This window comes from Amycolatopsis keratiniphila subsp. keratiniphila (genome assembly GCF_001620365.2).
Lineage (GTDB): Bacteria > Actinomycetota > Actinomycetes > Mycobacteriales > Pseudonocardiaceae > Amycolatopsis > Amycolatopsis keratiniphila.
Map to the genome: position 1 here is coordinate 34,617 of NZ_LQMT02000008.1, position 21,883 is coordinate 56,499.

Sequence of the window (21,883 nt, forward strand, 5' to 3'; positions counted from 1 at the left end):
AACGCTTTTTCAGTCTCTCCGGGGAGGTTTCACCTGTCAAGCGACCCAGGTCAGGCGACCTTGGCGGCCGCCGCGAGGATGACCTCGGCGACGACGTCCGGCCGCGAGACCGAGACGGCGTGCGAAGCGTCGACCCTGGTGACCTCCGAACCGGCACGGTCGGACATGAACGCCTGCGCGGCGGCGGGGATCGCGTGATCCTGCTCGGCGATCAGCGCCCACGACGGCAGGTTCTTCCACGCCGGCTCGCCGTCGAACGGGGTGCCGAGCGCGCGCTCGGTGACCGGACGCTGGGTGACCGCCATGACGTCGGCGGTCTCCGCGGGGACGTCGGCCGCGAACACGTCCGAGAAGTTCTCGGGCTTGATCGACAGCTCACCCTGGGCGGCCAGCACGTTCGTGGTGTCCGGCCCGAGCTTGCCACCCTCGAACCGGCCGGACAGCTCGAACACGCTCTCCCCCGCCTCCGGCTGGAAGGCGGCGATGTAGACGAGCGCCTTGACGTTGGGCGCGGCGGTGGCCGCGCGGCTGATCACCACACCGCCGTAGGAGTGCCCGGCCAGCACCACGGGGCCGTCCACTCCGTTGACGACGTCGGCGACGTAGGCCGCGTCGGACTCGATGCCGCGCAGCGGGTTCGACGCCGCCAGCACGCGATAGCCTTGCTCACGCAGCTTCGGGACGACGCCGTTCCAGCTGGACGAGTCGGCGAAAGCACCGTGGACCAGGACGATGGTGGGCTTCTGGTTGCTCATTGCTGCTCCTTCAGAGCCAGGGAGAATGATCGGTCTTTCTGCCTCAACCATGTCGGCCCGGGATGCCTTCCGCAACGTGACGAAGACGACCTGGTGGAATGACCGTTCTTTCTCTAGAGTTGAAAGATGCCGACTGTCGACCGGGACGTACACCCGAAGATCCGGCTGCTCGAGACAGCGTCACGGCTCTTCTACGCGGAGGGCATCCATGCCGTCGGCGTGGAGCGTCTGGTCTCCGAAGCGGCCGTGACCAGGGCGACGTTCTACCGCCACTACCCCACCAAGGACGACCTCGTCGCCGCCTACCTGAGCACCACGAGCGAACGGATCCGCGCGGGCGTCGGCGCGGTGACGCAAGGGAAGCCCGCCCGCGAAGCGCTGCTCGCCGCTCTGGGCATCGTCGGCGACCGGACGCTCGACGACGACTTCCGCGGTTGCCAGTTCCTCAACGCCGCCGCCGAATACCCCGATCGCGCGCACCAGGTGCGGCAGGTCATCGACGATCACCGGAACTGGTTCTTCGGCGTGCTCCGGGACTTGGCGCGCGACGCGGGCCATGCCGACCCCGAGCATGCCGCCCGCACGCTCGTCCTCCTCCGCGACGGCGCCCTACACGGCGGGAACCTCGACGACCCCGAGACCGTGCGAACCACCCTGGCCCGAGCGGTGGCCGACGTCGCGGGCTGAGCTTCATCGCGTCTTCTCGACGGTCGTAACAAGTGCTACCTTCGCGGGAGGGGGGGCACGGCCGGACCGAGGAGCGGCGACGATGAGGCTTTCTCCCAGCGCGCATGTCGACCCGTTCTGCCGTGACCGGCTGCCTCCCGCCGATCAGTGGCCGGAGTTCGTCTTCGCCCTGCCGGAACTCCGCTATCCCGACAGGCTGAACGCCGCGACCGCGTTGCTCGACGACACCATCACCCGGCTCGGTCCGGACCGGCCTTGCCTGCTCTCCCCCGCCGAAACGTGGACCTACGGCGAAGTCCTCGCCCGCGCCAACCGCGTCGCCCACGTCCTGGTCACCGAATTCGGTGTGGTCCCGGGCGATCGGGTGCTGCTGCGGGGCACCAACACCCCGTGGCTCGCGACGGTCTGGCTGGCCGTGCTCAAGGCGGGCGCGGTGGCCGTCACGAGCATGCCGATGCTGCGACGGGCCGAACTCGACAAGATCGTCGGCCGCGCGAAGCCCGCGCTCGCCGTCTGCGACGAGCGCCTGACGGACGAACTCCCGCCCGATCTGCCCGTCGTGGCGTACGGAACGGAACTCGCCGCCCGCGCGGAACGGCATCCGGCGACGTTCGCCGACGTCCCGACCGCGGCCGACGACGTCGCCCTGCTGGCCTTCACCTCCGGCACGACGGGCTCCCCGAAAGCGACCATGCATTTCCATCGCGATCTGCTCGCGATCGCCGACACGTTCTCCCGGCACGTCGTGCGCCCGACGTCCGGCGACCTCTTCTGCGGCACACCACCGCTGGCCTTCACGTTCGGACTCGGTGGCCTGCTGGTCTTCCCGTTGCGTGCCGGGGCGGCGACGCTGCTCGTCGAACGCGCCACCCCGGCCGAACTCGCCGCCATCGTCGCCGAGAAGGGCGTCACCGTCCTCTTCACCGCCCCGACCGCGTACCGCGCGATCCTCAACGCCGGCGAGGGACGGCTTCTGGCCGGAGTGCGCCGGGCCGTCTCCGCGGGCGAGTCGCTTCCCGCTCCCGTGGCCGAGCAGTACCGGGCGATCGTCGGGCGGCCGCTCATCGACGGGCTCGGCAGCACCGAAATGCTGCACGTGTTCATCTCCGCCGCCGACGACGACGCGCGTCCCGGCGCGACCGGCAAGGTCGTACCCGGCTACGAGGCGGCCGTCCTCGACATCGACGGTTCGCCCGTACCCGACGGCACGCCCGGCTTCCTGGCGGTGCGCGGCCCCACCGGCTGCCGCTACCTCGAAGACCCGCGCCAGCGCGACTACGTCCGCGACGGCTGGAACTTCACCGGCGACACCTATGTGCGCGACGCCGACGGCTACTTCCGGTTCGTCGCGCGCAGCGACGACATGATCATCTCGTCGGGCTACAACATCGCCGCCCCGGAGGTCGAGGAAGTCCTGCTGACCCATCCGGACGTGGACGAATGCGCCGTGATCGGCACACCGGACCCGGATCGCGGTTCGGTCGTCACCGCGTTCGTCGTCCCCCGCCCCGGCGCCGAACCCGGCACGGATCTCGTGAAAGCCTTGCAGGACCACGCGAAGGCGACCGCGGCGCCGTACAAGTATCCGCGGCGCGTGCGGTTCATCGAGGCGCTGCCGCGCAACGCGAGCGGGAAGCTTCAGCGGTACTTGTTGCGGGAGTTGTGAAAGCGGCTTTCGCCACCGGTCAGCGAATCCCGCGCCGCCGATTCGCCGCCACCAGCGCGACAATGCTCAGCGACGCTGTCGCCAAGAGGTAGTAACCGGGCGAAACAGGCGATCCGGTGGCCGCGATCATCGCGGTCGCGATGGTCGGCGTGAATCCGCCGAAGATCCCGACGGTGGCGTTGTAGGCGAACGAAAGCCCCGTTGCCCTGGTGTGAGCCGGGAAGACATCGGCCATCACCGAAGGAAGCGCGCCGAAGTAGATGGCCTTCAACAGGCCCAGGATCGTCATGGTCACCGTGAGGGTCAGGAACGACGGCGAAGTGGTGACCCACAGATACAACGGCACCACCCCGGCCCCGATCACCGCCGCGGCCACGATCATGATCCCGATGCGGCCGTGCCGGTCGGTGAGCAGTCCCACGATCGGTGTCACGAAGGTCAGAATGGCCGCGGTGATCATCAGGGCGACGAACGACAGCGAGTCGTCGAGGCCGAGGTTCTTGATCGCGAACGTCGGCAGCGACTGCAGGATGAAGTTCAGCGAGGTCGAGACGACCAGCGCTCCGCCGGCGATCAGCAGGCCGCCCCAGTGGAAGCGGAACAGCGTCCGGACCGGCGTCGACTTCGACTGTTTCTCTTGAGCGACTTCGGGTTCGTCGACGTGACGCCGGATGTAGTAGCCGACCGGGCCGACGAGCAGCCCGAAGACGAACGGGATCCGCCAGCCCCACGACGTCATCGCGTCGGCGCTGAGCGAAGCGGTCAGCCCGGCGGCGAACCCGGCGGACATCAGCGTCGCGAAACCCTGGCTGGCGAACTGGAAGCTGCCGAGGAAACCCTTGCGGCGGTCGTCCTGTTCGATCAGGAACGACGTGGCCGCCCCGAATTCCCCGCCCGCGGCGAATCCCTGGATCAGCCGCGCGACGATCACGCCGACCGGCGCGAGGAACCCGATCGTCGCGTAACCCGGCATCACCGCGAGCAGGAACGTCCCGATCACCATCAGCCAGATGGTCAGCACGAGCGCCTTCTTGCGGCCGAACCGGTCGGCGTAGGCACCGAGCACCAGACCGCCGAGCGGGCGCACGAGGAACGTGATGCCGAAGACCGCGTACGCCTGGACGAGCTGCACGGCGGCGTTCCCACCGGGGAAGAAGGTCTTGCCGATGTAGGCCGCCATCAGCGCGTACACGCCGAGGTCGAACCATTCGAGCGCGTTGCCGATGGTCGCCGCGGCGATCGCGCGCCGCGTGGACGACGGCGTGCGCGGTTTGGCCACCGTCCTGCCGGTCGTCATGCCTCCTCCCCGCGCCGTCCGAGCGCGTGGAACAACGCCGTGGCGAGGACGAGGCCTTCGCGCGCGATCGGCGCGAGCAGGTGCTCGTCGGGCGCGTGCTGCAGGCAGCCGGGATAGGAATGCGGCAGCCACAACGTCGGGAGGCCGAGCAGGTCGGTGAACACGTGGTTCGGCAGTCCCCCGCCGAAGCTCGGCAGGATCGCCACCGGCTGCCCGGAAACCTCGTCGAGCACGCTCTTCGCCCAGCCGACCCACGGGTCGTCGACAGGGGTGCGGCTGGCGAGGAAGCTGCCCTCGGCGGTCACGTCGACCATCGGAAACCCGTTCGCGGCAAGGTGTTTCGTGATCGCTTCGCCCACGCCGTCGACATCGGTTCCGGCGACGTAACGCAGTTGCAGCATCGCCCGGGCGCGGCCAGGAATGGCGTTCACCGGACGGTCGATGTCGGCCGCGCCGAGCGAAAGGACTTCGAGCGTGTTCCAGCCGTACAACCGCTCGGCCGCCGTCAGGCCGGTGTCGCCCCAGCCGTCGTCCAGCGCCGGGTCACCCGGTTTGTTCCCGATCTCGAGGCCGGCGAGCGCCGCACGGACGCTGTCCGGGAGCTCGGGCGGCAGGAGTTCCGGCACCTGGACGCGGCCGTGCCCGTCGACGAGACAGGCGATCGCGCCCGCGAGGGTGGTGGCGGGATTGCGCAGGACTCCGCCCCAGTTCCCCGAATGGTAGGCGTCGGGGCGGAGATCGACGTCGAGGGCGATCCGGACGCTGCCCCGCGCGCCGAGGAACACCGTCGGTGTCGCCGCGTCCAGGCGCGGGCCGTCGGACGCGATGAGGACGTCGGCGCTCAGCGCCTCCCGGTTCGCCTCGACGAACTCGTCGAGTCCTGGCGAGCCGATCTCCTCCCCGGTCTCGAAAAGGAACTTGAGGTTGAAGCCGAGCGAACCCGTTTCGGCGAGGAGCAGCCTGAGCGCGGTCAGGTTGATCAGGTGCTGCCCTTTGTTGTCCGCCGAACCGCGGCCGTACCAGCGCTCGCCGTCGGCGGTCAGCGTCCACGGATCCCGGCCTTCGCTCCAGCGGCCCTCGTGCCCGTCGACGACGTCGGCGTGGCCGTAGCACAGGAGGGTCGGCAGGTCCGGGCGCTCGACGCGGGTGCCGATCAGGAACGGGCCGCCGTCCGGGTCGGGATTCGGGTACGTCTCCACCGAACAGCCGAGCGCGGTCAGCGCCGGGGTCAGCACGTCGTCCAGGTATGCCTTGATGGCAACGCGGCCGCTCGGGTGATCGCTCACCGTCGGATATCGGACGAGTTCGGCGAGCTCGGCGAAGAACGCGCCGGAGTCGACGTGCTCGTGGGCCTTCGTGACCAGTTCCGCTGGGATCACCGCGTTGTCTCCCGATTCGCTCGTCGAGTGTCGCAGAGGAGCGTAAGTCGGTTTGCGTACCCTGACCATTGCCGTTTACCGTGCTCCGCGTTCTCATTACGGCAAACCTGCGGAGCCCCTGATGCGACTACTGCCGATCGCGTTGACGTACTTCCTCGAAGTCGCCCGCACCGGCTCGGTGTCCGAGGCGGCGACGGAACTGACGGTCGCCCCCTCGGCGATCAGCCGTCAGATCGCCAAACTCGAAGCGGGTATCGGGGTGCCGTTGTTCGTCCGGCATCCGCGGGGCATGGTGCCGACCGAGGCCGGGACCCGGCTGCTCGACCACGTCCGCCGCAGCGAGGCCGAATCGGCCGTTCTCGTCGACGAACTCCGCACCGGCCGCGGGCTGCACGCCCGGTCCCTGACGGTCGCCTGCTCCGAGGGCTTCGCCCGCCGCGTGGTCCCGCAGGCCATCGCCGCCTTCCGGCGCGACCATGACGTCACGTTCCACATCGACGTCGTGACCAGGGACGAGGCGACACGCCGGGTCCTCGAAGGTGCGGCCGACGTCGCCGTCACGTTCGCGACCGGGCCGCAGCACGGCGTGCGCGTCGAGAGCGCGGTCGTGGTCCCGGTGTACGCGATCGTGCCGCTCGGTCATCCGTTGACCAGCCGCGACGCCGTCGGGCTCGCCGAACTGTGCGAGCATCCGCTCGCGCTGCCGGCGCCGGGACAGAGCCTGCGCGATCTGTTCGACATCGCCGCGCGGATCGAGAACCTCACGGCGCATCCGGTGCTGGAGTGCAACGAACTGAGCCCGAAGTACGAGTTCGTCCGCTGCGGCGGCGGGATCGCCCTGGTCGGCGGGCTGGGTGACATCGAGGAGGACGCGGCCACCGAAGGGGTCGCGTACGTGCTGCTCGACAACGCCGTGTTCCGCAAACGCGAAGCCCAGGTGCAGACCATGGCGGGGCGGACGTTGTCCTTGGCCGCCATGCGGTTCACCGCGCTGCTGACGTCGTTCGTCCGGCCTCCGGTCAGCCGATCAGCACCCCGGGATTGAGGATTCCCGCCGGGTCGAGCGCGGATTTGGCGGCGGTGATCGCGGCGGCGAAGGGGCCGGGACGCTGCCGGTCGTACCAGGGCCGGTGATCGCGGCCGACGGCGTGGTGATGGGTGATCGTGCCGCCGTGACCCGCGATCGCCTCGGAGACGGCGGCCTTGATCTCGTCCCACTGGGCGACCGTGCTCCCCCAGCGCCCGGCGGCGTAGATCCCGTAATAGGGCGCGGGACCGTCGGGGTACACATGACTGAAACGGCAGGTGACGACACCCGCACCACCGCACACCGCGTCGATCGCGGCGCGGGCCGCCGAGGTGATCGCGTCGTGGAACTCCGGGAAGCCGTCCCACGTGCACGCGGTTTCGAAGGTCTCCACGATCAGCGAACGGCGGGCCAGCGCGTCGCGTTGATAAGGCATCCGCAAGAAGGACGAGCGCCAGGCCGATGCGCTGTCCTGACCGGCGGAATCCTTGCTGCGCCTGGCTTTCACCACACCACCGTGGCCCGCGGTCAGTTCGAGCGCGCGGTCGAGCCAGGTGTCGACCGGATGATCGGCGGATTCGAACGCGACCAGCAGGAGACCGCCGCCCACACTCGCGCCCGCGTTGATGAACGCCTCCGCCGGGTCGAGCAGACGGCAGTTCGACGGGTACAGCCCGGACTGCGCGATCGCGCGCGTGGCGGCGACCGCGTCCTCCTGCCGTTCGAAGGCGACGGACGCGGTCACCTGCCAGACCGGCCGGTCCTGCAGGCGCATCCAGGCTTCGGTGATCACGCCGAGCGTCCCCTCGGAGCCGAGGAACATCCGGTCTGGCGAGGGACCCGCGCCCGAGCCCGGCAGGCGCCGCGATTCGCTGATCCCGGCGGGTGTGACGACGCGCAGCGATTCGGTGAGATCGTCGATATGCGTGGCGAGGGTGGCGAAATGCCCGCCCGCACGGGTGGCGAGCCAGCCGCCGAGCGTCGAATGGGCGAACGACTGCGGGAAATGCCGCAGGGTCAGCCCCAGTGGGCGAAGCCGGTCTTCCAGCGCCGGTCCGAAGATCCCGGCCTGGATGCGCGCCGCGCGGCTGACCGTGTCCACTTCGAGCACCTCGCCGAGACCGGCCAGATCCATCGAAACCGCGGGACCGTCGAACCGCGGCTCGACCCCGCCGACCACGGAACTGCCGCCGCCGTAAGGAATCAACGGGGTACCGGAGGCCGTGCACCAGTCCAGGAGGTCGACGACGTCCTGTTCCGTGCGCGGGCGGGCGACCAGATCCGGGACGTGGTCGAGCCGTCCGAGTAGATTGCGGACGACGTCGCGGAACGCCTTGCCGCGAGCGTGGGACAACCGGTCGACCGCTCCGTCGCTGCACAACGCGGCGAGCGTGGCGGGCGGCCGGATCCTCGGCGCCGGGAGGTCGAGATCCGCGGGATCCGGCGGCGCGTGATCGGTGAAGTCGTGGCCGGGCAGCACCCCCGACGTGCGGGCGACCAGCGCGTCGGACTCTTCCTTGGACAGTTCGCCGTCAGTGGTGCCCCAGCCCCACCACGAACGCTCCTCGGCCGGCATCGTCGCCTCCGTTCGATATGACTCCCCAGTAAGTTACTTATCGGTCAGTTACCGTGTCAACGCATGAAGCACAGCACCCCAGGACCAGGGACACGCCGCGGGTGCTTCGAGTGGGTCGACAGCAGCCCTCAGAGGTAGCGAAGGCCTCCTTTCCTACCTTCAGAGTAGGGAAGGAGGCCTTCACGGACCGCGCCCCGACGATCGCCTGACACACCGGACAGCTCTTCCGCCCACGACCGATTCGACGCCTTCGACGCTTTACAACGTTGTATCAACGATGTAAAAACAGTCTGACGGCCAGCCGTGGCCCGGCTCACACCGGTTCCCTCCGGCCACGGGGTCGTGGTTTCACGCCTGCACAGGTCCAGTGGGAGGCGCACCTCCGCCGAGGCGGCCGCCCCCGGAGAAGGGTGTCGAGCAGATGTTGCCAACGTTGTCACCACAACGCCCCCGGAGACGTTTCCGGAAACCCCTGACCGCCGCGGTGGTCGCCATCACCGCCCTGGCGTTGACGTCGGGGGCCGCGACGGCCGCGGAGAGCGGCTGGAAGATGGGCAAGCCACGCCTGACCACCCCGTGGACGAACCAGGTGTCGCCCACCAACGCGCTGCCCGAATACCCACGGCCGCAACTGGTGCGCGAGAACTGGCAGAACCTCAACGGGGTCTGGGAGTTCGCCGGCGCCGCACCGGGCGAGGTCCCGCCTTTCGGCGAGAAGCTCGCCGAGAAGATCCTGGTCCCCTACCCCACCGAATCGGCGCTGTCCGGGATCCAGCGGCACGAGGACTACATGTGGTACCGGCGCACGTTCACCGTGCCCCGGAACTGGAACGTCGGCAAGGAGAACACCCTCCGGATCAACTTCGGCGCCGTGGACTACAAGGCGAAGGTCTACGTCAACGGCAAGGAGGTCGCCGCGCACCAGGGCGGCTACGGCGCGTTCTCCGCGGACGTCACCTCGGCCCTGAAACCCAAGGGAGAGCAGGAGATCATCGTCGGCGTCGAAGACCACACCGACGCCACCTGGCAGCCCGTCGGCAAACAGCGCCGGGTTCCCGACCGCGGGATCTTCTACGAGGGCGCCTCGGGCATCTGGCAGACCGTGTGGATGGAGCCGGTCGCGGCCAAGCACATCGGCACGCTCGGCATGGTCCCTGACCTCAAGTCCTCCACGCTCAAGCTCACCGTCGACACCGGTGGGAACTCCGGGCTGACCGTCGAGGCCGTGGTCCGCGACGGCCGGAAGGTGGTCAGCCGCAGCAAGGCGTCCGCGGCCGGGACGATCTCGCTGCCGGTGCCCAAGGCGAAACTCTGGTCGCCGGATTCGCCGTTCCTCTACGACCTCGACGTCGAGCTGAAGGACGGCCGCCGCACCGTCGACAAGGTGTCGTCCTACTTCGGCATGCGCGAATTCGGCACCGCGAAGGGCGCCGACGGCAAACTCCGGTTCACCCTCAACGGCAAGATCCTCTTCCTCCAGTCCACTTTGGACCAGGGCTACTGGCCGGACGGCATCTACACCGCGCCGACCGACCAGGCGCTGCGCTTCGACCTCGAACAGCACAAGGTCCTCGGCTTCAACACGGTCCGCAAACACATCAAGACCGAACCCGACCGCTGGTACCACCACGCCGACAAGCTCGGCCTGCTCGTCTGGCAGGACATGCCGTCGATGCGCACCGGCGGCCGCCCGCCCGTCGACGCCCAGCGGCAGTTCAAGGCCGAGCTGAAGGAACTGGTGGAGCAGAAGAAGAACTGGACCTCGATCGTCGGCTACGTGCCGTTCAACGAGGGCTGGGCGGAGTGGTCGCGCGAGGAGACCGGGCAGGTCGCCGAGAGCGTCAAGGCCCAGGACCCGACCCGTCTGGTCAACGCGCACAGCGGCGTCAACTGCTGCGATTCGCTCGGCGACTCGGGCAAGGGTGACGTCCTCGACTGGCACGCCTACCCCGGCCCCGCGAAGCCGATGCCCGACGCCAAGCGGATCTCGATCGACGGCGAGCACGGTGGCTACGGTCTCGAAGTCGAGGACCACATGTGGTTCGGCGAAGGTCACGCCTACGAGATGGTGAAGGACCAGGCGACCCTGAACAGCCGCTACGTCCAGAACCAGCGCGACGTGCTCGCGTCCGCGCAGAGCTGCGGCATCAGCGGCTCGATCTACACACAGATCACCGACGTCGAGCACGAGGTCAACGGCTTCTTCACCTACGACAGGCAGGTGAAGAAGATGGACTTCGCGCAGGTGCGCGCGGTCAACCAGGCGATCATCCGCAACGCCGACGGCAGCGGTTCGGGCGCGCCCGACCCCGGTCCCGGCACTCCGGGGATCGACGGTGTGCACGCCTACAAGTTCGACGAGGGCACCGGTTCCAGCGCCAAGGACTCGGTCGGCACCGCGCACGCCACCCTGACCAACGCGCAGTGGGCCGGCGGCGTCGAAGGCGGCGCGCTGGCCTTCACCGGCAACGGACAAGCCGACACCGGGACGAACCTCGTCAACACAGCCGGGAGCTACTCGGTTTCGGCGTGGGCGAAACTGGACGAGGCGAGCGGGGCGTTCCAAACCGTCGTCAGCCAGGACACCGGCCGCGACAGCGCGTTCTTCCTGCAGTACTCCGGGCAGGACCAGCGGTGGGCGATGAGCTTCGTCGGCCTCCGCGCCCTCTCCCCGGAGAAGCCGGAAGTCGGCCGCTGGTACCACCTGACCGGCGTTCGCGACGCCAAGGCGGGCACGTTGTCGCTGTACGTCGACGGCACGAAGGTCGCCTCGCAGAACGCCTGCTCGGCCGCCCCGAGCACCGGCCACACAGTGATCGGCCGCGGCCAGTACGGCGGTCAGCAGGTCGACTTCCTGCGCGGCGCGGTGGACGACGTCCGGCTCTACGACCGGCCGCTGTCTGACGCCGAGGTCGCGACGCTCGCGAAGCGCGACTGAGCCCGAGCACGCGGCGCCGGGGTCACTCCCGGCGCCGCGTGTCCGTCACCCACTCCCGCACGATGTCGCCGAGCACCGGCAGCGGCACCTGCCCGTTCCTCAGCACCACGTCGTGGAAGTCGCGGATGTCGAACGCCTCCCCCAGCTGTTCCTCGGCGAAGGCCCGCAACCGCTGGATCTCCAGCCTGCCCGTCATGTACGACATCGCCTGACCGGGCCATTCGATGTAGCGATCGGTCTCCGATTGCACCTCGACATCGCTGAGCACGCAATGTTCCGCGAGGTAGTCCACGCATCGCTGCCTGCTCCAGCCCAGCGCGTGCAGCCCGGTGTCGACGACGAGCCGCGCGGCGCGCAAGGAATCCTCGGCGACCATGCCGAGCCGCATCACGTCGTCGGAGTACAGCCCCATCTCGTCGGCGAGCCGTTCGGTATAGAGCGCCCAGCCCTCGTCGAACGCCGAGAGCGGGACGAGCCTGCGCAGCCGTGGCACTTCCTCCAGCTCATAGGACACACCGGCCTGGAAATGGTGCCCTGGAACGGCTTCGTGGAAGGCGACCGACTCGGCGATGAACCGGAACCGCTCGGTCACCCGGTAGGTGTTGGTGGAGTAGACGCCGGGACGGCTGCCGTCCGCCGACGGCGGCATGTAGTACGCCTGCGCGGCGGAGGGCCCGTCGGCTTCCGGCACGGCACGCACGACGCATTCGGCCGACGGTATCCGCCGGAACCAGCCGGGTGCGGCGGCCGCGGCCCGCGCGACGGCTTCCGTCGCGGTCGTGACCATCTCGTCCGCGTCCCGCCAGCGCAGGGACGGATCCGTGCGCATCCGGAGCCGGACCGCGACGGGATCGTCCTCGCCGAAGACGGCCGCGCCGAGCCGCCGGTACTCCTCGTCCAGCGCCCGGCCGAGTTCGAGACCGGTCTCGTGCAGTTCCTCCGGCGAGATCCCGGTGGTGGTGTGCGTCTTGACCAGGCCGGCGTAACTTTCCTTGCCGCCATCCAGCCAGCAGAGACCCGGCCGGTCGTCGGGGCGGCCACGTCCGGCGATCTCCCGGGCGAGCATTTCGCGATAGGCGACGAGCGCCGGGCGCACCCGCTCGGTGAACAGCCGCTCCCGCCGCTCGACGCGGTCGCCGGTCAACGGCGGGACGAGCAGCGGGTGGCGTTCGGTGGTCAGGGTCCGGTCCAGGTAGTCGATGGCGTTGCGCACCGCCCGTTCCACCGGTGTCCGGCCCGCCGCGATCCCGGCGCGGTGGCGTTCGGCCAGCGCCGCGAAGAAGTCCGGGAACGCCGCCAGCCTGGCCAGATAGTCCTCCTCCGCCTGTTCCCCCGACGGCTCCAGCTGCGGAAGCCAGGCCAGCGCCCCGATCCCCTCGGCCACCATCGGATCGGCGAGGATGAACTCCGTGAGCCGCGAATCCAGCCTGGTCAGAAGCGATTCCGCGTGATGGGCAATGACTCCGAGGGTGATCCGGTCCGGATCGGCGGACCGGGCGGCGTGCCCGGCGATCCGGGCGGCGCGCTCCCGCAGCCGGTCGTCGCCCGCCTCCGAGACGTCCCGCAGTTCGTGGTCGTGCCCGGGGACGTTGTCGAACGTCGCCATCAAAGGGAGCTCGGTCGCGAGGACGTCGAGGAGTTCGTCGGCCAGCTCCGCCGCGGTGGGCTCATCGCTCATAACCGATGACTACCAGACCGGGACCGGCGTCCGCTGGCAGATATTCGCATTCGCAAAAGCGCGCGCTGAGTCCTGCGCCACAACTCCGACATGGTCGGACTTCCGACTTTTAGGGTGGCTTGGTGAATGACGCCCAGTTCCTCGTCCAGAGCGGAATCGGCCGGATCACGCTGAACCGGCCGCGTGCGCTGAACTCGCTGAACCACGGCATGGTCCTCGCCATGCTCGACCACCTCGAAGCGTGGCGCGCCGACCCGGGGGTCCGTGCCGTGCTGATCGACGGCGCCGGCGATCGCGGGCTCTGCGCCGGCGGCGACATCCGCGCCATCTACGAGGACGCGCGCGCCGGCGGCACCGCGTCGTTGCGGTTCTGGGCCGACGAATACCGTCTCAACCTCCTGATCTCGCGTTACCCGAAGCCGTATCTCGCGCTCATGGACGGGCTTGTGATGGGCGGCGGGGTCGGCGTCTCCGCGCACGGCAGCCACCGGATCGTCACCGAACGCTCCCGTGTCGGCATGCCCGAGACGGGCATCGGTTTCGTCCCCGACGTCGGTGGCACGTATCTGTTGTCGCGGACACCCGGCGAACTCGGGACGCATATCGCGCTCACCGCCGGGGCGATCTCCGGGCCCGACGCGATCCACTGTGGACTCGCCGATCACTTCGTGCCCAGCGAACGGATCCCGGATCTGCTCGACGCGCTCACCTCGCGCCCCACGGACGAAGCGCTGGAACTGATCGCCGAACCCGCGCCGCCGAGCGCGCTGGCCGGGGACGCCGCCTGGATCGACCACTGCTACACGGCGGACACCGTCGAAGAGATCCTTTCCCGGCTCCACGCCGGCGGTGACGCCGCCGCGACCGCCGCCAAGGAGATCGAGGCGAAGTCGCCGACCGCACTGAAGGTGACCCTGCGGGCACTCCGGTCGGCGGCGGCGCTGCCCGACCTGGAAACCGTGCTGGCGCAGGAATACCGGATCTCGGCCCACGCCCTCTCGACCGCCGAATTCGCCGAAGGCATCCGGGCGCAGATCATCGACAAGGACCGTGCTCCGAAGTGGTCGCCCGCCACGCTGTCCGAAGTGGACGAACGGATCGTCGACGCCTACTTCTCCTGACCGGTGATCGCCCGGTAGAGCGGCCGCAGCAGGGCGGTGACCGAGGTTCCGTCCACTGTGGCCTTGAGCGGCGGGACCTCGTCGAGCAGTCCCAGCGGATCCCCGGCCGGCGGGCGACGCCGGTTCGTGACGTCGCCGGCCGGGCCCCAGCCGAAGAAGTCGTCCATCACCTCGTCGAGCTCCGGTGTCTCGTCCTCCGCCGCCGGGGCGGTCACGCGCGCACCCGCCTGACGTCCGATCTCTTCGAGCAGCGTCGCGCGATCGCGCCCGCGAAGCGTGAAGATCGCGAACGGATCCGCGTCCGCCTTGAGGGCGATCAGGGCCGCGACGAGGTGATCGCACGGGACACGGGTGCCGGGACACGTGCAGTCCAGCGACAGTTCCCACGCTGCCTCAGGGAACAGCGGCACCTGCTCGGCGGCGAAGAAGCGATCGATGTCGTCCGGGACCCGTCCGTCGAGCAGGGCGGTCCTCGTGGGCTCGTCCGCCACGACGGCGGCGACGACCGCCGTCCACACCTGCTTGCCGAACGCCGGCAGGCCGATACGGACCTCGTAGAACCGTTGCCGGGTCACCCGGACCCTGGCGACGGCGGCCCCCGGCCCCAGCGTGAGCGTATCGACCGTGCAGGGCGGAACCAGTCCTTTGTGGACGTCCAGTTCGTCGAGCGCCCGGCGGAATCCCTCAGTCATCGGCCGCCTCCCTGCCGAGTGTGAAGACCTCGCGCAGCGAATCGGTGGACAGCTCGGTGAGCCAGTCCTCCCCGTCGGTGACGACGAGATCGGCCAGCGCCTCCTTCTTGGTGATGACGTCGTCGATGCGTTCCTCGATGGTTCCGGGACAGACGAATTTCCGCACCTGGACGCTGCGGCGCTGGCCGATGCGGAACGCGCGGTCGGTGGCCTGTTCCTCCACCGCCGGATTCCACCATCGGTCGAGATGCAGGACGTGGGTGGCGGCGGTGAGGGTCAGCCCCGCTCCCCCGGTCTTCAGCGACGCGAGCAGGATCGACGGGCCCTCGCCCGACTGGAAGTGCTCGACGATCGAATCGCGGCGCCGCTGTGACAGCCCGCCGTGCAGGAAGGCGATCTTCACGTTCAGCCGGTGCGAGAGATGCGGCACGAGCAGGTGGCCGAACTCGGCGAACTGGGTGAAGCACAGCGCGCGGTCGCCGGAGTCCAGGATCTCCGCGAGGAGTTCCTCGAGCCGGTTGACCTTGCCGGAGCGGTGTCCGATCGGCGAACCGTCGTGCAGCAGATGCGCGGGATGGTTGCAGATCTGCTTGAGCTTGGTGATCGCGGCGAGGATGTTGCCACGCCGTTTGACCCCGGCGCTGTCGGCGATCTTCGTCATCATCTCGTCCACGGTCGCGCGGTAGAGCGTCACCTGTTCGCGGGTGAGGCGGTATTCCTGCAGGATTTCGATCTTCTCGGGCAGGTCCGCGAGCACGGTGGGGTCGGTTTTGAGGCGCCGCAACAGGAACGGCCGCGTCAGGCGGCGCAGCTCGGTGGCGGCGGCGAGGTCGCCCCGTCGCTCGATCGGCACCTCGAACCGCTCGCGGAACTCTTGCCTGCCACCGAGGACGCCGGGGTTGAGCAGATCCGAAAGCGACCACAGGTCGGCGAGCCGGTTCTCCACCGGTGTCCCGGTCAGCGCGACCCGGTGCCCGGCGGGGATGCGGCGCAGGGCCTGCGCGGGTCCGGTGTTCTGGTTCTTGACCGCCTGCGCCTCGTCGAGCACGAGCCGGTGCCAGCGGACGCCCGCGAGTTCGTCGGCGTCGCGGGCGGCGGTCGAGTAGGTGGTGACGACGAGATCCGCACCCTCGGTCGGCACGCGGCCGCGGTCGGCGCCGTGATGGAGGTGGACACGCAACTCCGGGGCGAATTTGGCTGTTTCCCGTTGCCACGTCCCGAGCAGCGACATCGGACAGACCAGCAATGTCGGCTGCCTGTCGTCCTGCGCTCTCTCCATCGCTTCGAGCGCGAGCAGCTGGACGGTCTTGCCCAGTCCCATGTCGTCGGCGAGGCAGGCCCCGAGCCCGATCGACGTCATGAACGAAAGCCAGGCGACACCGCGGCTCTGATAGGGCCGCAGCGTCGCGACGAAGGTCGGCGGTGGCTCGACCGGTTCGATGGCGCGCTGGACCCGGCCGGCGAGGAAGTCGTCGATCCAGCCGTCGGTGGTGACTTCGGTGACCGGCAGCGGTGTTTCGAAGCCGCCGCGGAGCAGCGCGAGCAGGTCCGCCGGCGTGGGCAGCGGCGGCTTCTCGCGGTCCGGATCGCGGCGGAGATACTCCAGGCCCGCGCGCAGCAGTTCGGGGTCCACGCTCACCCAGCGGCCGCGCAGCCGCACCAACGACGACTTCGCGGCGGCGAGCCCGGCGAGTTCCTCGTCGGTCAGCGCGTCCTCCCCGACGGCGAGCGCCCAGCGGTAGGAGGCGAGCTGGTGCCGTCCCAGCCGGTGCACGGCGGCCTGGTCGACCGGTGCGCCGCGGACGGACAGCTTGAGCGCGAGCTTCCGCCTGCCGCCCCAGCTCGCCGGGAGCTGGACGTCGAATCCGGCCGCGACCAGCTGTTCCGCGCCGCCGTCGAGGAACTCCACGGCTTCGGCGACGGTGAGGTCGTAGGTGCCCGGCTTCTCGGCATCTACCGCGGGCCCGAGCAGCGGCAGTACCCCGGCTGCACGCTCCAGCTCGGCGGTGAAGAGACCTTCGGGATCGGTGAACTTCGCGCCCGCCTTGCCGGACCAGACGTCCTCGGCCGGGAGCAGGAGACTCGGGTCGGCGGTGGAGCGCAGGAGGAAACGCAGCTGCCACTTGGTGCCGTCTCCGGTCTGATCGTCGGGGTCGTCGGCCGGGCCGTGCAGCGTCGGAACCTCGTCGAGCCGGAGGCAGACCGTACCCTCGGTGAGGTCCGTGTCGCCGATCGCGTCCCAGGCGGCGATGCCCTCCGCGACGATCCCCATCCGCCCCGGCGACTGGCCGACCCGGTCGTCGGCACTCTTCAGCGCGTGGAGCCACGACCCGAACGGGCCTTCGCGACCGTCGCTTTCCGTGGCATGCCCCGCGGCACCCAGCCGATCGCGGACTGCGGCGTCGACCAGGGTGTGGAGGGCGTCGGTGACGAGCGCCACCGGATCCGGCCCGGGATGTTCGGCCCGGCCGACCGGTGGGGTGGCCGCGATCAACGCGCGGACCGCGACCGCGTCACCGCCCCGGGCCACCGGCCGCCAGCGCGCCCGCGCCACGATCTCGTTCCGCACGAGCGTCGGCAGCACCCGGCCGCGGCGGACCAGGTCTTCCGCCAGCCGGACGACGGCGCGGAGATGGCGGACCGAAGTGCCGTAACTGACCGTCTCGGCCAGGTCTTCGAGCTCCGAGGGGTCGACCAGGAGGGCAGGCACCGACCAGGATTCCAGCGTCGGTTCCGGCTGCGGACGGCCACGGATACCCAGTTCGGGCGAGGCGATCGGGCCGCCGCGCCGCGACGGCAACAGCAGGACGGCGGTCGCCGGTTTGCCGGGATGCAGGGCGGTCAGATCCGCGACCGAGGCGGCGAACGGATGCGGCCGGGCCGCGCTCGACGGCCGCATCGACGTCGTCGCCGGGCGGTCGCCGTGTTCACCCCAGAGCACGATCCCGCGGCCACGGGACCACAAGCCGTGCACGACCAGTGGCGACATGTTCCCCCTCTCCGCGGTCTGGTCCCTCCAGCATGCCCGGCACCGATCAGCGGCCGATCAGCGAGTCGCCGATAGGATCACTTCGATGGAGGCAGCCGACGTTCTCGACGCGATCGATCCGCGCGAGGCATTGACCGTTCTCGGCCCTTCCAAGGCCAAGAACCGAGGCGGGAATGCCGCGGGAACCGAGACCGCCTGGCCGGAACCGATGCTTCGCGCACGAGCCGAGATCTTGGCGAGGTCCAAGGTCGAAAGCGGCGGCCTGCGGCCCGCGTGGCTGCGCTACAGCGGGAACTTCTACCGGAATGTCGGCGGCGCGCTGGGTGAGGCGGCCGAGCACGGGCGAACGCTGATCCTCAGCGGCGGCTACGGGATCCTGCGCGCCGGCGAGCCGATCTCCTACTACGACCGGAAGCTGCGGCTCAGCGACTGGCCGCCGGGAGTGCTCGAAGACGCCGTGCTGGGGGAAGCGCGCCGGATCGGCGCGACGAAAGCGGTCACTTTCGTCTCCGCCAGCGCCGATTACGCGAAACTGGCCCGGCGGATCCCTTGGGACATCGAGGCCTTGCTGGTCACGATCGAGTTCCACGGTGGCGGCGCGCAGGTCGAGGTGCCCCGGCGGCTGGCCCAGGCCTTCAGCGCGTGGTGGCGCCGGTCGCCGTCGGACTATCCGGCCGGAATGGTCGTGGAGGAACTGGGCTGATTCACGGCCACTGCGCCTCGGAAAGCACGCGCGCGGCCTTGAGGAACGCCTTCCGGTCGGCGGCCGACAGCCGGCCGAGCAGCCGTTCCTCCTGCTCCTGGATCCGGGCCTGGGCCGACCGCCGCGACGCGCGGCCCGCCTCGGTGATCCCCAGCAGCCGGACCCGGCGGTCCTTCGGGTCCGGCTCGCGGGTGATCAGCCCGTCCGCCTGGAGGGTGTCGAGGGTGCCGATGATCCGGGTCTTGTCCGCACCGATCGCCTTGGCGAGAGCGGCCTGCGTACGGACGGGCCCGTCGTCGAGGGCGCTCAGCACCACGTAGCCCCACATGGTCAACCCGTGCTCGGCCAGCACCGGCGTCTCGGCGTTCATCAGCCGTCGCATCAGCCCGCCGAGCATCGCCGCGAGATCCGGCCTCCCCTGCTCCGCCATGCGCAGACCATACCGACCGAAGTCGCGGAACCGGTTGACGAACTCGTACGCATACGTAGATGATGTGCGTATGCCTATCGATGACCTTCGCATCCTCGACGCCATCGTGACCCGGGCCAGCCTGGACCTCGTCACCAAGATCACCCCCGCGGACCTGGCCGAACCGACCCCGTGCAGTGCCTGGACCCTGCACGGCCTGCTGGCGCACATGGCGACCCAGCACCACGGCTTCGCCGCCGCGGCCGAAGGCGAGAGCCACCTCGACCATTGGCGGCTGGTCCCGCTGGGCGACGACCCCATCGGCACCTACCGCGCCTCGGTGAACCGGGTGCTGAACGCCTTCGTCCCCCACGACCTCGCCGACCGGAAATTCGCCCTTCCCGAGTTCTCCACCGAAGTCACCTTCACCGCGGAGCAGGCCCTCGGCTTCCATTTCGTCGACTACCTGGTGCATTCGTGGGACGTGGCCAAAACCCTCGGCCTGCCGATCACGTTCCAGCAGGAGGTCCTTGACGCCGGACTGCGGTTCGCCAAGGCGATCCCGAACGGGAAGAGCCGAAACGCGCCGGGCGCGGCGTTCGCGCCGGCCGTCGAAGCGACGGGACAGTCCGATTTGGACACGATCGTCGCCCTGCTGGGCCGTTCCCCGTCGTGGCCGGATCAGGTGGCCGCGGCGTGACGCGCGGCCTCGAGAATCCGGGCGGTGACAAGGTCAGGCTTCTCCAGCGACAACCCATGAGTGGCCTTGGGCACGACCTCGACCTCGATGTGCGGGTTCAGTGATGCGAGCCGGGCCGCCACCGCGCGAGCGTCGTGGATGACGCTGCGTTCGCCGACGACGATCCGGGTGGGCACGTCGATCGCCGCCAGCTCGTCGTCACCGAACAGGTGCATCTCAGGGAGTTGCTGCTTGTACTTGAGCGCGGCGAAGAGCAGAGGCCGCACCGTGTGCCGCACGCCTGGATCTCCCGACGCCACCAGCCGCAGGAGCCACTTGGGCAGGAACCAGAGGAAGATCTCGCGCAGGCTCCACCAGATGAAGCTCCGGCCGATCACGCCGAACCCCGCCGCTTCGATGGCGACGACACCCGCGATCCGGGAGGTGGACCGCGTCGCGAGGTTCAGCGCGAGCCAGCCGCCTCGCGAAACACCGGCGAGGTAGACCTTTTGGTGGTCTGTGTCCGCGAGAACGCCTTCGATGACCTCGGCGAGCCAGTCCGCGCAGTCCTCCACGGACTCGATCGGCGCGGTCTGGATCGATCGCCCGGGCTCGCCGAGGGAGTCGACCGCGTGGATCCGGTACCGGACGGCGAGTTCGGCGATATGCGGATACCAAGACAGCGACGTGCCCATCCCACCGGAAAGCAGCACGATCGGCGGGCCGTCCTCAGGCCCGCAACTGCGGACTCGCGTCGGGCCGAATTTCGTCTCGATATCCAACTCTTCGGCGGGAACCGGCCACTTCCGCAGAATCTCGTCGTAGACGGCGAAGAAGCGCTCTTCGGCCTTTTTGTCGGTGAACTCCCCCAGCATCTGGCCTCCTCTGGTTTTTAGTGCACTTGCACCATAACAGTGGGTGGCCATTTCGGCCACCCCTCACCGGCATGGCAGAGTGACCGCGTGCCGAAACGTGTGGACCACCAAGAGCGCAGGCGCGAGATCGCGGAGGCGCTCTTCCGGATCGCCGCCGCCCAAGGACTGCAGGCGGTCACGCTGCGTGCGGTGGCCGCGGAGGCGGGCATCTCGATGAACCTGGTGCAGTACTACTTCCCGACCAAGGAAGAGATGCTGCGCTTCTCCTGGCAGCGGATCGTCGAGCTGACCGCGGAGCACGCCGGGAAGACCATCGGCGAGGCGATGAAGACCGGTGACGAGCGCATCATCGTGCGCGCCTATCTGACCGCGGTACTGCCGGACGACGAGCGCGCCCGCATGCTCTCCGCCGTCCAGATCGCGTATTTCGCCGTCGACGTCACGCGCGGCAGCCAGGATCCCGATCAGGAACCGCTTCTGCCCCACCTCGTCCACGCGATCACCGAACTGCTCCGGGCGGCCCAGGAGAAAGGCGACGTTTCCGCGCACCTCGATCCCCGGCTCGAGGCGGACTCCCTCGCGACGATGTCCGCCGGCCTCGTCACGGCGATCATGGTCGACGCCTACACGGCCGAGCGCGCGTCGGAGATCGTCGACTACCGGCTGGACGGGGTGTTCAGCGGCGCTCGATGAGCGCCTCGATACCGTCCAGGATGCGCCCGAGGCCGAACTCGATGTCCGCTTCCTCGATACCTTCTTCGCCGTACGCCTCACCGGAAATCACGGCGGCGACGCGGGTGTAGCCCCGCTCTTCGAGACGCGGCCCCAGAAACGAGCCCAGGGCCCGGACCCGATCAGGAGGGCTCGCGTTCACGTCCCGGAGCAACGAGGCGGTGCTGCGGACCCATCCGTCGACCAGTACCGCGCAGCCCGTGACGTCCTGAGCGTTCAGCCCTGAATCGGCCATCCCCTCAAGGAAGTTCTCCAGCCACCCCAAGAGATTCGGCGTACTGGGCGCGCTTCGCACCGGCAGGTCGATCAGCCACGGATGACGACGGCAGCGTTCGAGGAGCGCGCGAGCCCAGGCGGTGACCGCGGCGCGCCAATCGCCAGGCGTCGATTTCGGCGGCGGACCCCAGGCCGCTTCGGCCACGAGGACGAGCAGTTCCTCTTTCGAGCTCAGATACCGGTAAAGCGCGTTCGCGGTGACGCCGAGGCGTTTGGCGATCGAAGGCATGGACAGTGCCGCATAGCCCTCCGCGTCGGCCTGCGCGATGGCCGCGTCGACGATCTGCTCGAGGCTGTATCCCGGTTTCGGCCCGCGCCGGGGCGCCGGAGCGTGCCCCCAGGCCAGCGCCGTACCCGGCGGCAGCAACTCGATCTCGACGTCGTCCATCGGGGCATTGTTGCAT

General features: G+C 69.4%; 18 protein-coding genes. 8 read left to right on the top strand and 10 right to left on the bottom strand.

All coding sequences use genetic code 11. The features are described from left to right. Positions 1 to 50 precede the first annotated feature (50 nt). On the bottom strand, positions 51 to 755 hold the full coding sequence (locus AVR91_RS07095; protein ID WP_063276477.1) for an alpha/beta fold hydrolase: 705 nt from the start codon (positions 753 to 755) through the stop codon (positions 51 to 53). A gap of 126 nt (positions 756 to 881) precedes the next feature. On the opposite strand from AVR91_RS07095, the gene AVR91_RS07100 reads away from it, so the two are divergent. Both AVR91_RS07100 and AVR91_RS07105 read left to right on the top strand, forming a co-directional pair. Then, positions 882 to 1,442, top strand: a complete 561-nt coding sequence (locus AVR91_RS07100; RefSeq protein WP_063276476.1) for a TetR/AcrR family transcriptional regulator — start codon at positions 882 to 884, stop codon at positions 1,440 to 1,442. An 82-nt stretch (positions 1,443 to 1,524) separates the two neighbouring features. Next, a complete protein-coding gene (locus AVR91_RS07105) occupies positions 1,525 to 3,108 on the top strand; it encodes an AMP-binding protein (RefSeq protein WP_063276475.1) in 1,584 nt (527 codons plus the stop codon). Between the two features lie 19 nt (positions 3,109 to 3,127). Here AVR91_RS07105 and AVR91_RS07110 read toward each other — a convergent pair whose 3' ends face one another. Both AVR91_RS07110 and AVR91_RS07115 read right to left on the bottom strand, forming a co-directional pair. After that, positions 3,128 to 4,405 carry an MFS transporter gene (locus AVR91_RS07110; protein WP_063276474.1) on the bottom strand — a complete coding sequence of 426 codons (1,278 nt, stop codon included), beginning with the start codon at positions 4,403 to 4,405 and terminating at the stop codon, positions 3,128 to 3,130. Beyond that, the gene (locus AVR91_RS07115; RefSeq protein ID WP_063276473.1) at positions 4,402 to 5,784 is read right to left on the bottom strand and encodes a M20 family metallopeptidase; all 1,383 of its coding nucleotides are present in this window, start codon (positions 5,782 to 5,784) and stop codon (positions 4,402 to 4,404) included. Before AVR91_RS07115 ends, AVR91_RS07110 begins: the two co-directional genes overlap by 4 nt. A 121-nt stretch (positions 5,785 to 5,905) precedes the next feature. Here AVR91_RS07115 and AVR91_RS07120 point away from each other — a divergent pair, with 121 nt between their 5' ends. Continuing rightward, positions 5,906 to 6,829 (top strand): LysR family transcriptional regulator, encoded by a 924-nt coding sequence (locus AVR91_RS07120; RefSeq protein ID WP_063276472.1) that lies wholly within the window; start codon positions 5,906 to 5,908, stop codon positions 6,827 to 6,829. On the opposite strand, the gene AVR91_RS07125 is transcribed toward AVR91_RS07120, so the two are convergent. Further along, on the bottom strand, positions 6,804 to 8,387 hold the full coding sequence (locus AVR91_RS07125) for an FAD-binding oxidoreductase (RefSeq protein WP_063276471.1): 1,584 nt from the start codon (positions 8,385 to 8,387) through the stop codon (positions 6,804 to 6,806). The genes AVR91_RS07120 and AVR91_RS07125 overlap by 26 nt on opposite strands. 484 nt (positions 8,388 to 8,871) lie before the next feature. On the opposite strand from AVR91_RS07125, the gene AVR91_RS07130 reads away from it, so the two are divergent. Beyond that, positions 8,872 to 11,325, top strand: coding sequence for a LamG-like jellyroll fold domain-containing protein (locus AVR91_RS07130; RefSeq protein WP_063276470.1), 2,454 nt, complete (start codon positions 8,872 to 8,874; stop codon positions 11,323 to 11,325). 22 nt (positions 11,326 to 11,347) lie between these two features. On the opposite strand, the gene AVR91_RS07135 is transcribed toward AVR91_RS07130, so the two are convergent. After that, positions 11,348 to 13,003, bottom strand: a complete 1,656-nt coding sequence (locus tag AVR91_RS07135; RefSeq protein ID WP_063276469.1) for a DUF885 domain-containing protein — start codon at positions 13,001 to 13,003, stop codon at positions 11,348 to 11,350. Positions 13,004 to 13,125: 122 nt separating this feature from the next. Between AVR91_RS07135 and AVR91_RS07140 the strand changes: the two genes are divergently transcribed. Next, the gene (locus AVR91_RS07140) at positions 13,126 to 14,124 is read left to right on the top strand and encodes an enoyl-CoA hydratase/isomerase family protein (RefSeq protein ID WP_063276468.1); all 999 of its coding nucleotides are present in this window, start codon (positions 13,126 to 13,128) and stop codon (positions 14,122 to 14,124) included. On the opposite strand, the gene AVR91_RS07145 is transcribed toward AVR91_RS07140, so the two are convergent. Beyond that, complete coding sequence (locus tag AVR91_RS07145) at positions 14,112 to 14,816, bottom strand: SWIM zinc finger family protein (RefSeq protein WP_063276467.1); 705 nt, start codon at positions 14,814 to 14,816, stop codon at positions 14,112 to 14,114. The two genes, AVR91_RS07140 and AVR91_RS07145, sit on opposite strands and share 13 nt — an antisense overlap. Beyond that, the gene (locus AVR91_RS07150) at positions 14,809 to 17,805 is read right to left on the bottom strand and encodes a DEAD/DEAH box helicase (protein ID WP_063276466.1); all 2,997 of its coding nucleotides are present in this window, start codon (positions 17,803 to 17,805) and stop codon (positions 14,809 to 14,811) included. The genes AVR91_RS07145 and AVR91_RS07150 overlap by 8 nt, the downstream gene beginning before the upstream one ends. An 85-nt stretch (positions 17,806 to 17,890) precedes the next feature. Here AVR91_RS07150 and AVR91_RS07155 point away from each other — a divergent pair, with 85 nt between their 5' ends. Continuing rightward, positions 17,891 to 18,508: a YaaA family protein gene (locus AVR91_RS07155; RefSeq protein WP_063276465.1), complete on the top strand. Its 618-nt coding sequence runs from the start codon at positions 17,891 to 17,893 to the stop codon at positions 18,506 to 18,508. Position 18,509: 1 nt separating this feature from the next. Here the strand turns inward: AVR91_RS07155 and AVR91_RS07160 are convergent, their stop codons facing one another. Further along, a complete protein-coding gene (locus AVR91_RS07160; protein WP_016333814.1) occupies positions 18,510 to 18,938 on the bottom strand; it encodes a MarR family winged helix-turn-helix transcriptional regulator in 429 nt (142 codons plus the stop codon). A 70-nt stretch (positions 18,939 to 19,008) separates the two neighbouring features. Here AVR91_RS07160 and AVR91_RS07165 point away from each other — a divergent pair, with 70 nt between their 5' ends. After that, entirely contained in the window at positions 19,009 to 19,617 is a 609-nt protein-coding gene (locus AVR91_RS07165; protein WP_063276464.1) for a TIGR03086 family metal-binding protein, read from the top strand. Here the strand turns inward: AVR91_RS07165 and AVR91_RS07170 are convergent. Then, entirely contained in the window at positions 19,599 to 20,471 is an 873-nt protein-coding gene (locus AVR91_RS07170) for an alpha/beta fold hydrolase (protein ID WP_063276463.1), read from the bottom strand. The genes AVR91_RS07165 and AVR91_RS07170 overlap by 19 nt on opposite strands. A gap of 87 nt (positions 20,472 to 20,558) precedes the next feature. On the opposite strand from AVR91_RS07170, the gene AVR91_RS07175 reads away from it, so the two are divergent. Continuing rightward, positions 20,559 to 21,164 carry a TetR/AcrR family transcriptional regulator gene (locus tag AVR91_RS07175; RefSeq protein ID WP_063276462.1) on the top strand — a complete coding sequence of 202 codons (606 nt, stop codon included), beginning with the start codon at positions 20,559 to 20,561 and terminating at the stop codon, positions 21,162 to 21,164. Here AVR91_RS07175 and AVR91_RS07180 read toward each other — a convergent pair. Beyond that, positions 21,148 to 21,867 (bottom strand): TetR/AcrR family transcriptional regulator, encoded by a 720-nt coding sequence (locus AVR91_RS07180; RefSeq protein WP_063276461.1) that lies wholly within the window; start codon positions 21,865 to 21,867, stop codon positions 21,148 to 21,150. The genes AVR91_RS07175 and AVR91_RS07180 overlap by 17 nt on opposite strands. Positions 21,868 to 21,883 lie beyond the last annotated feature (16 nt).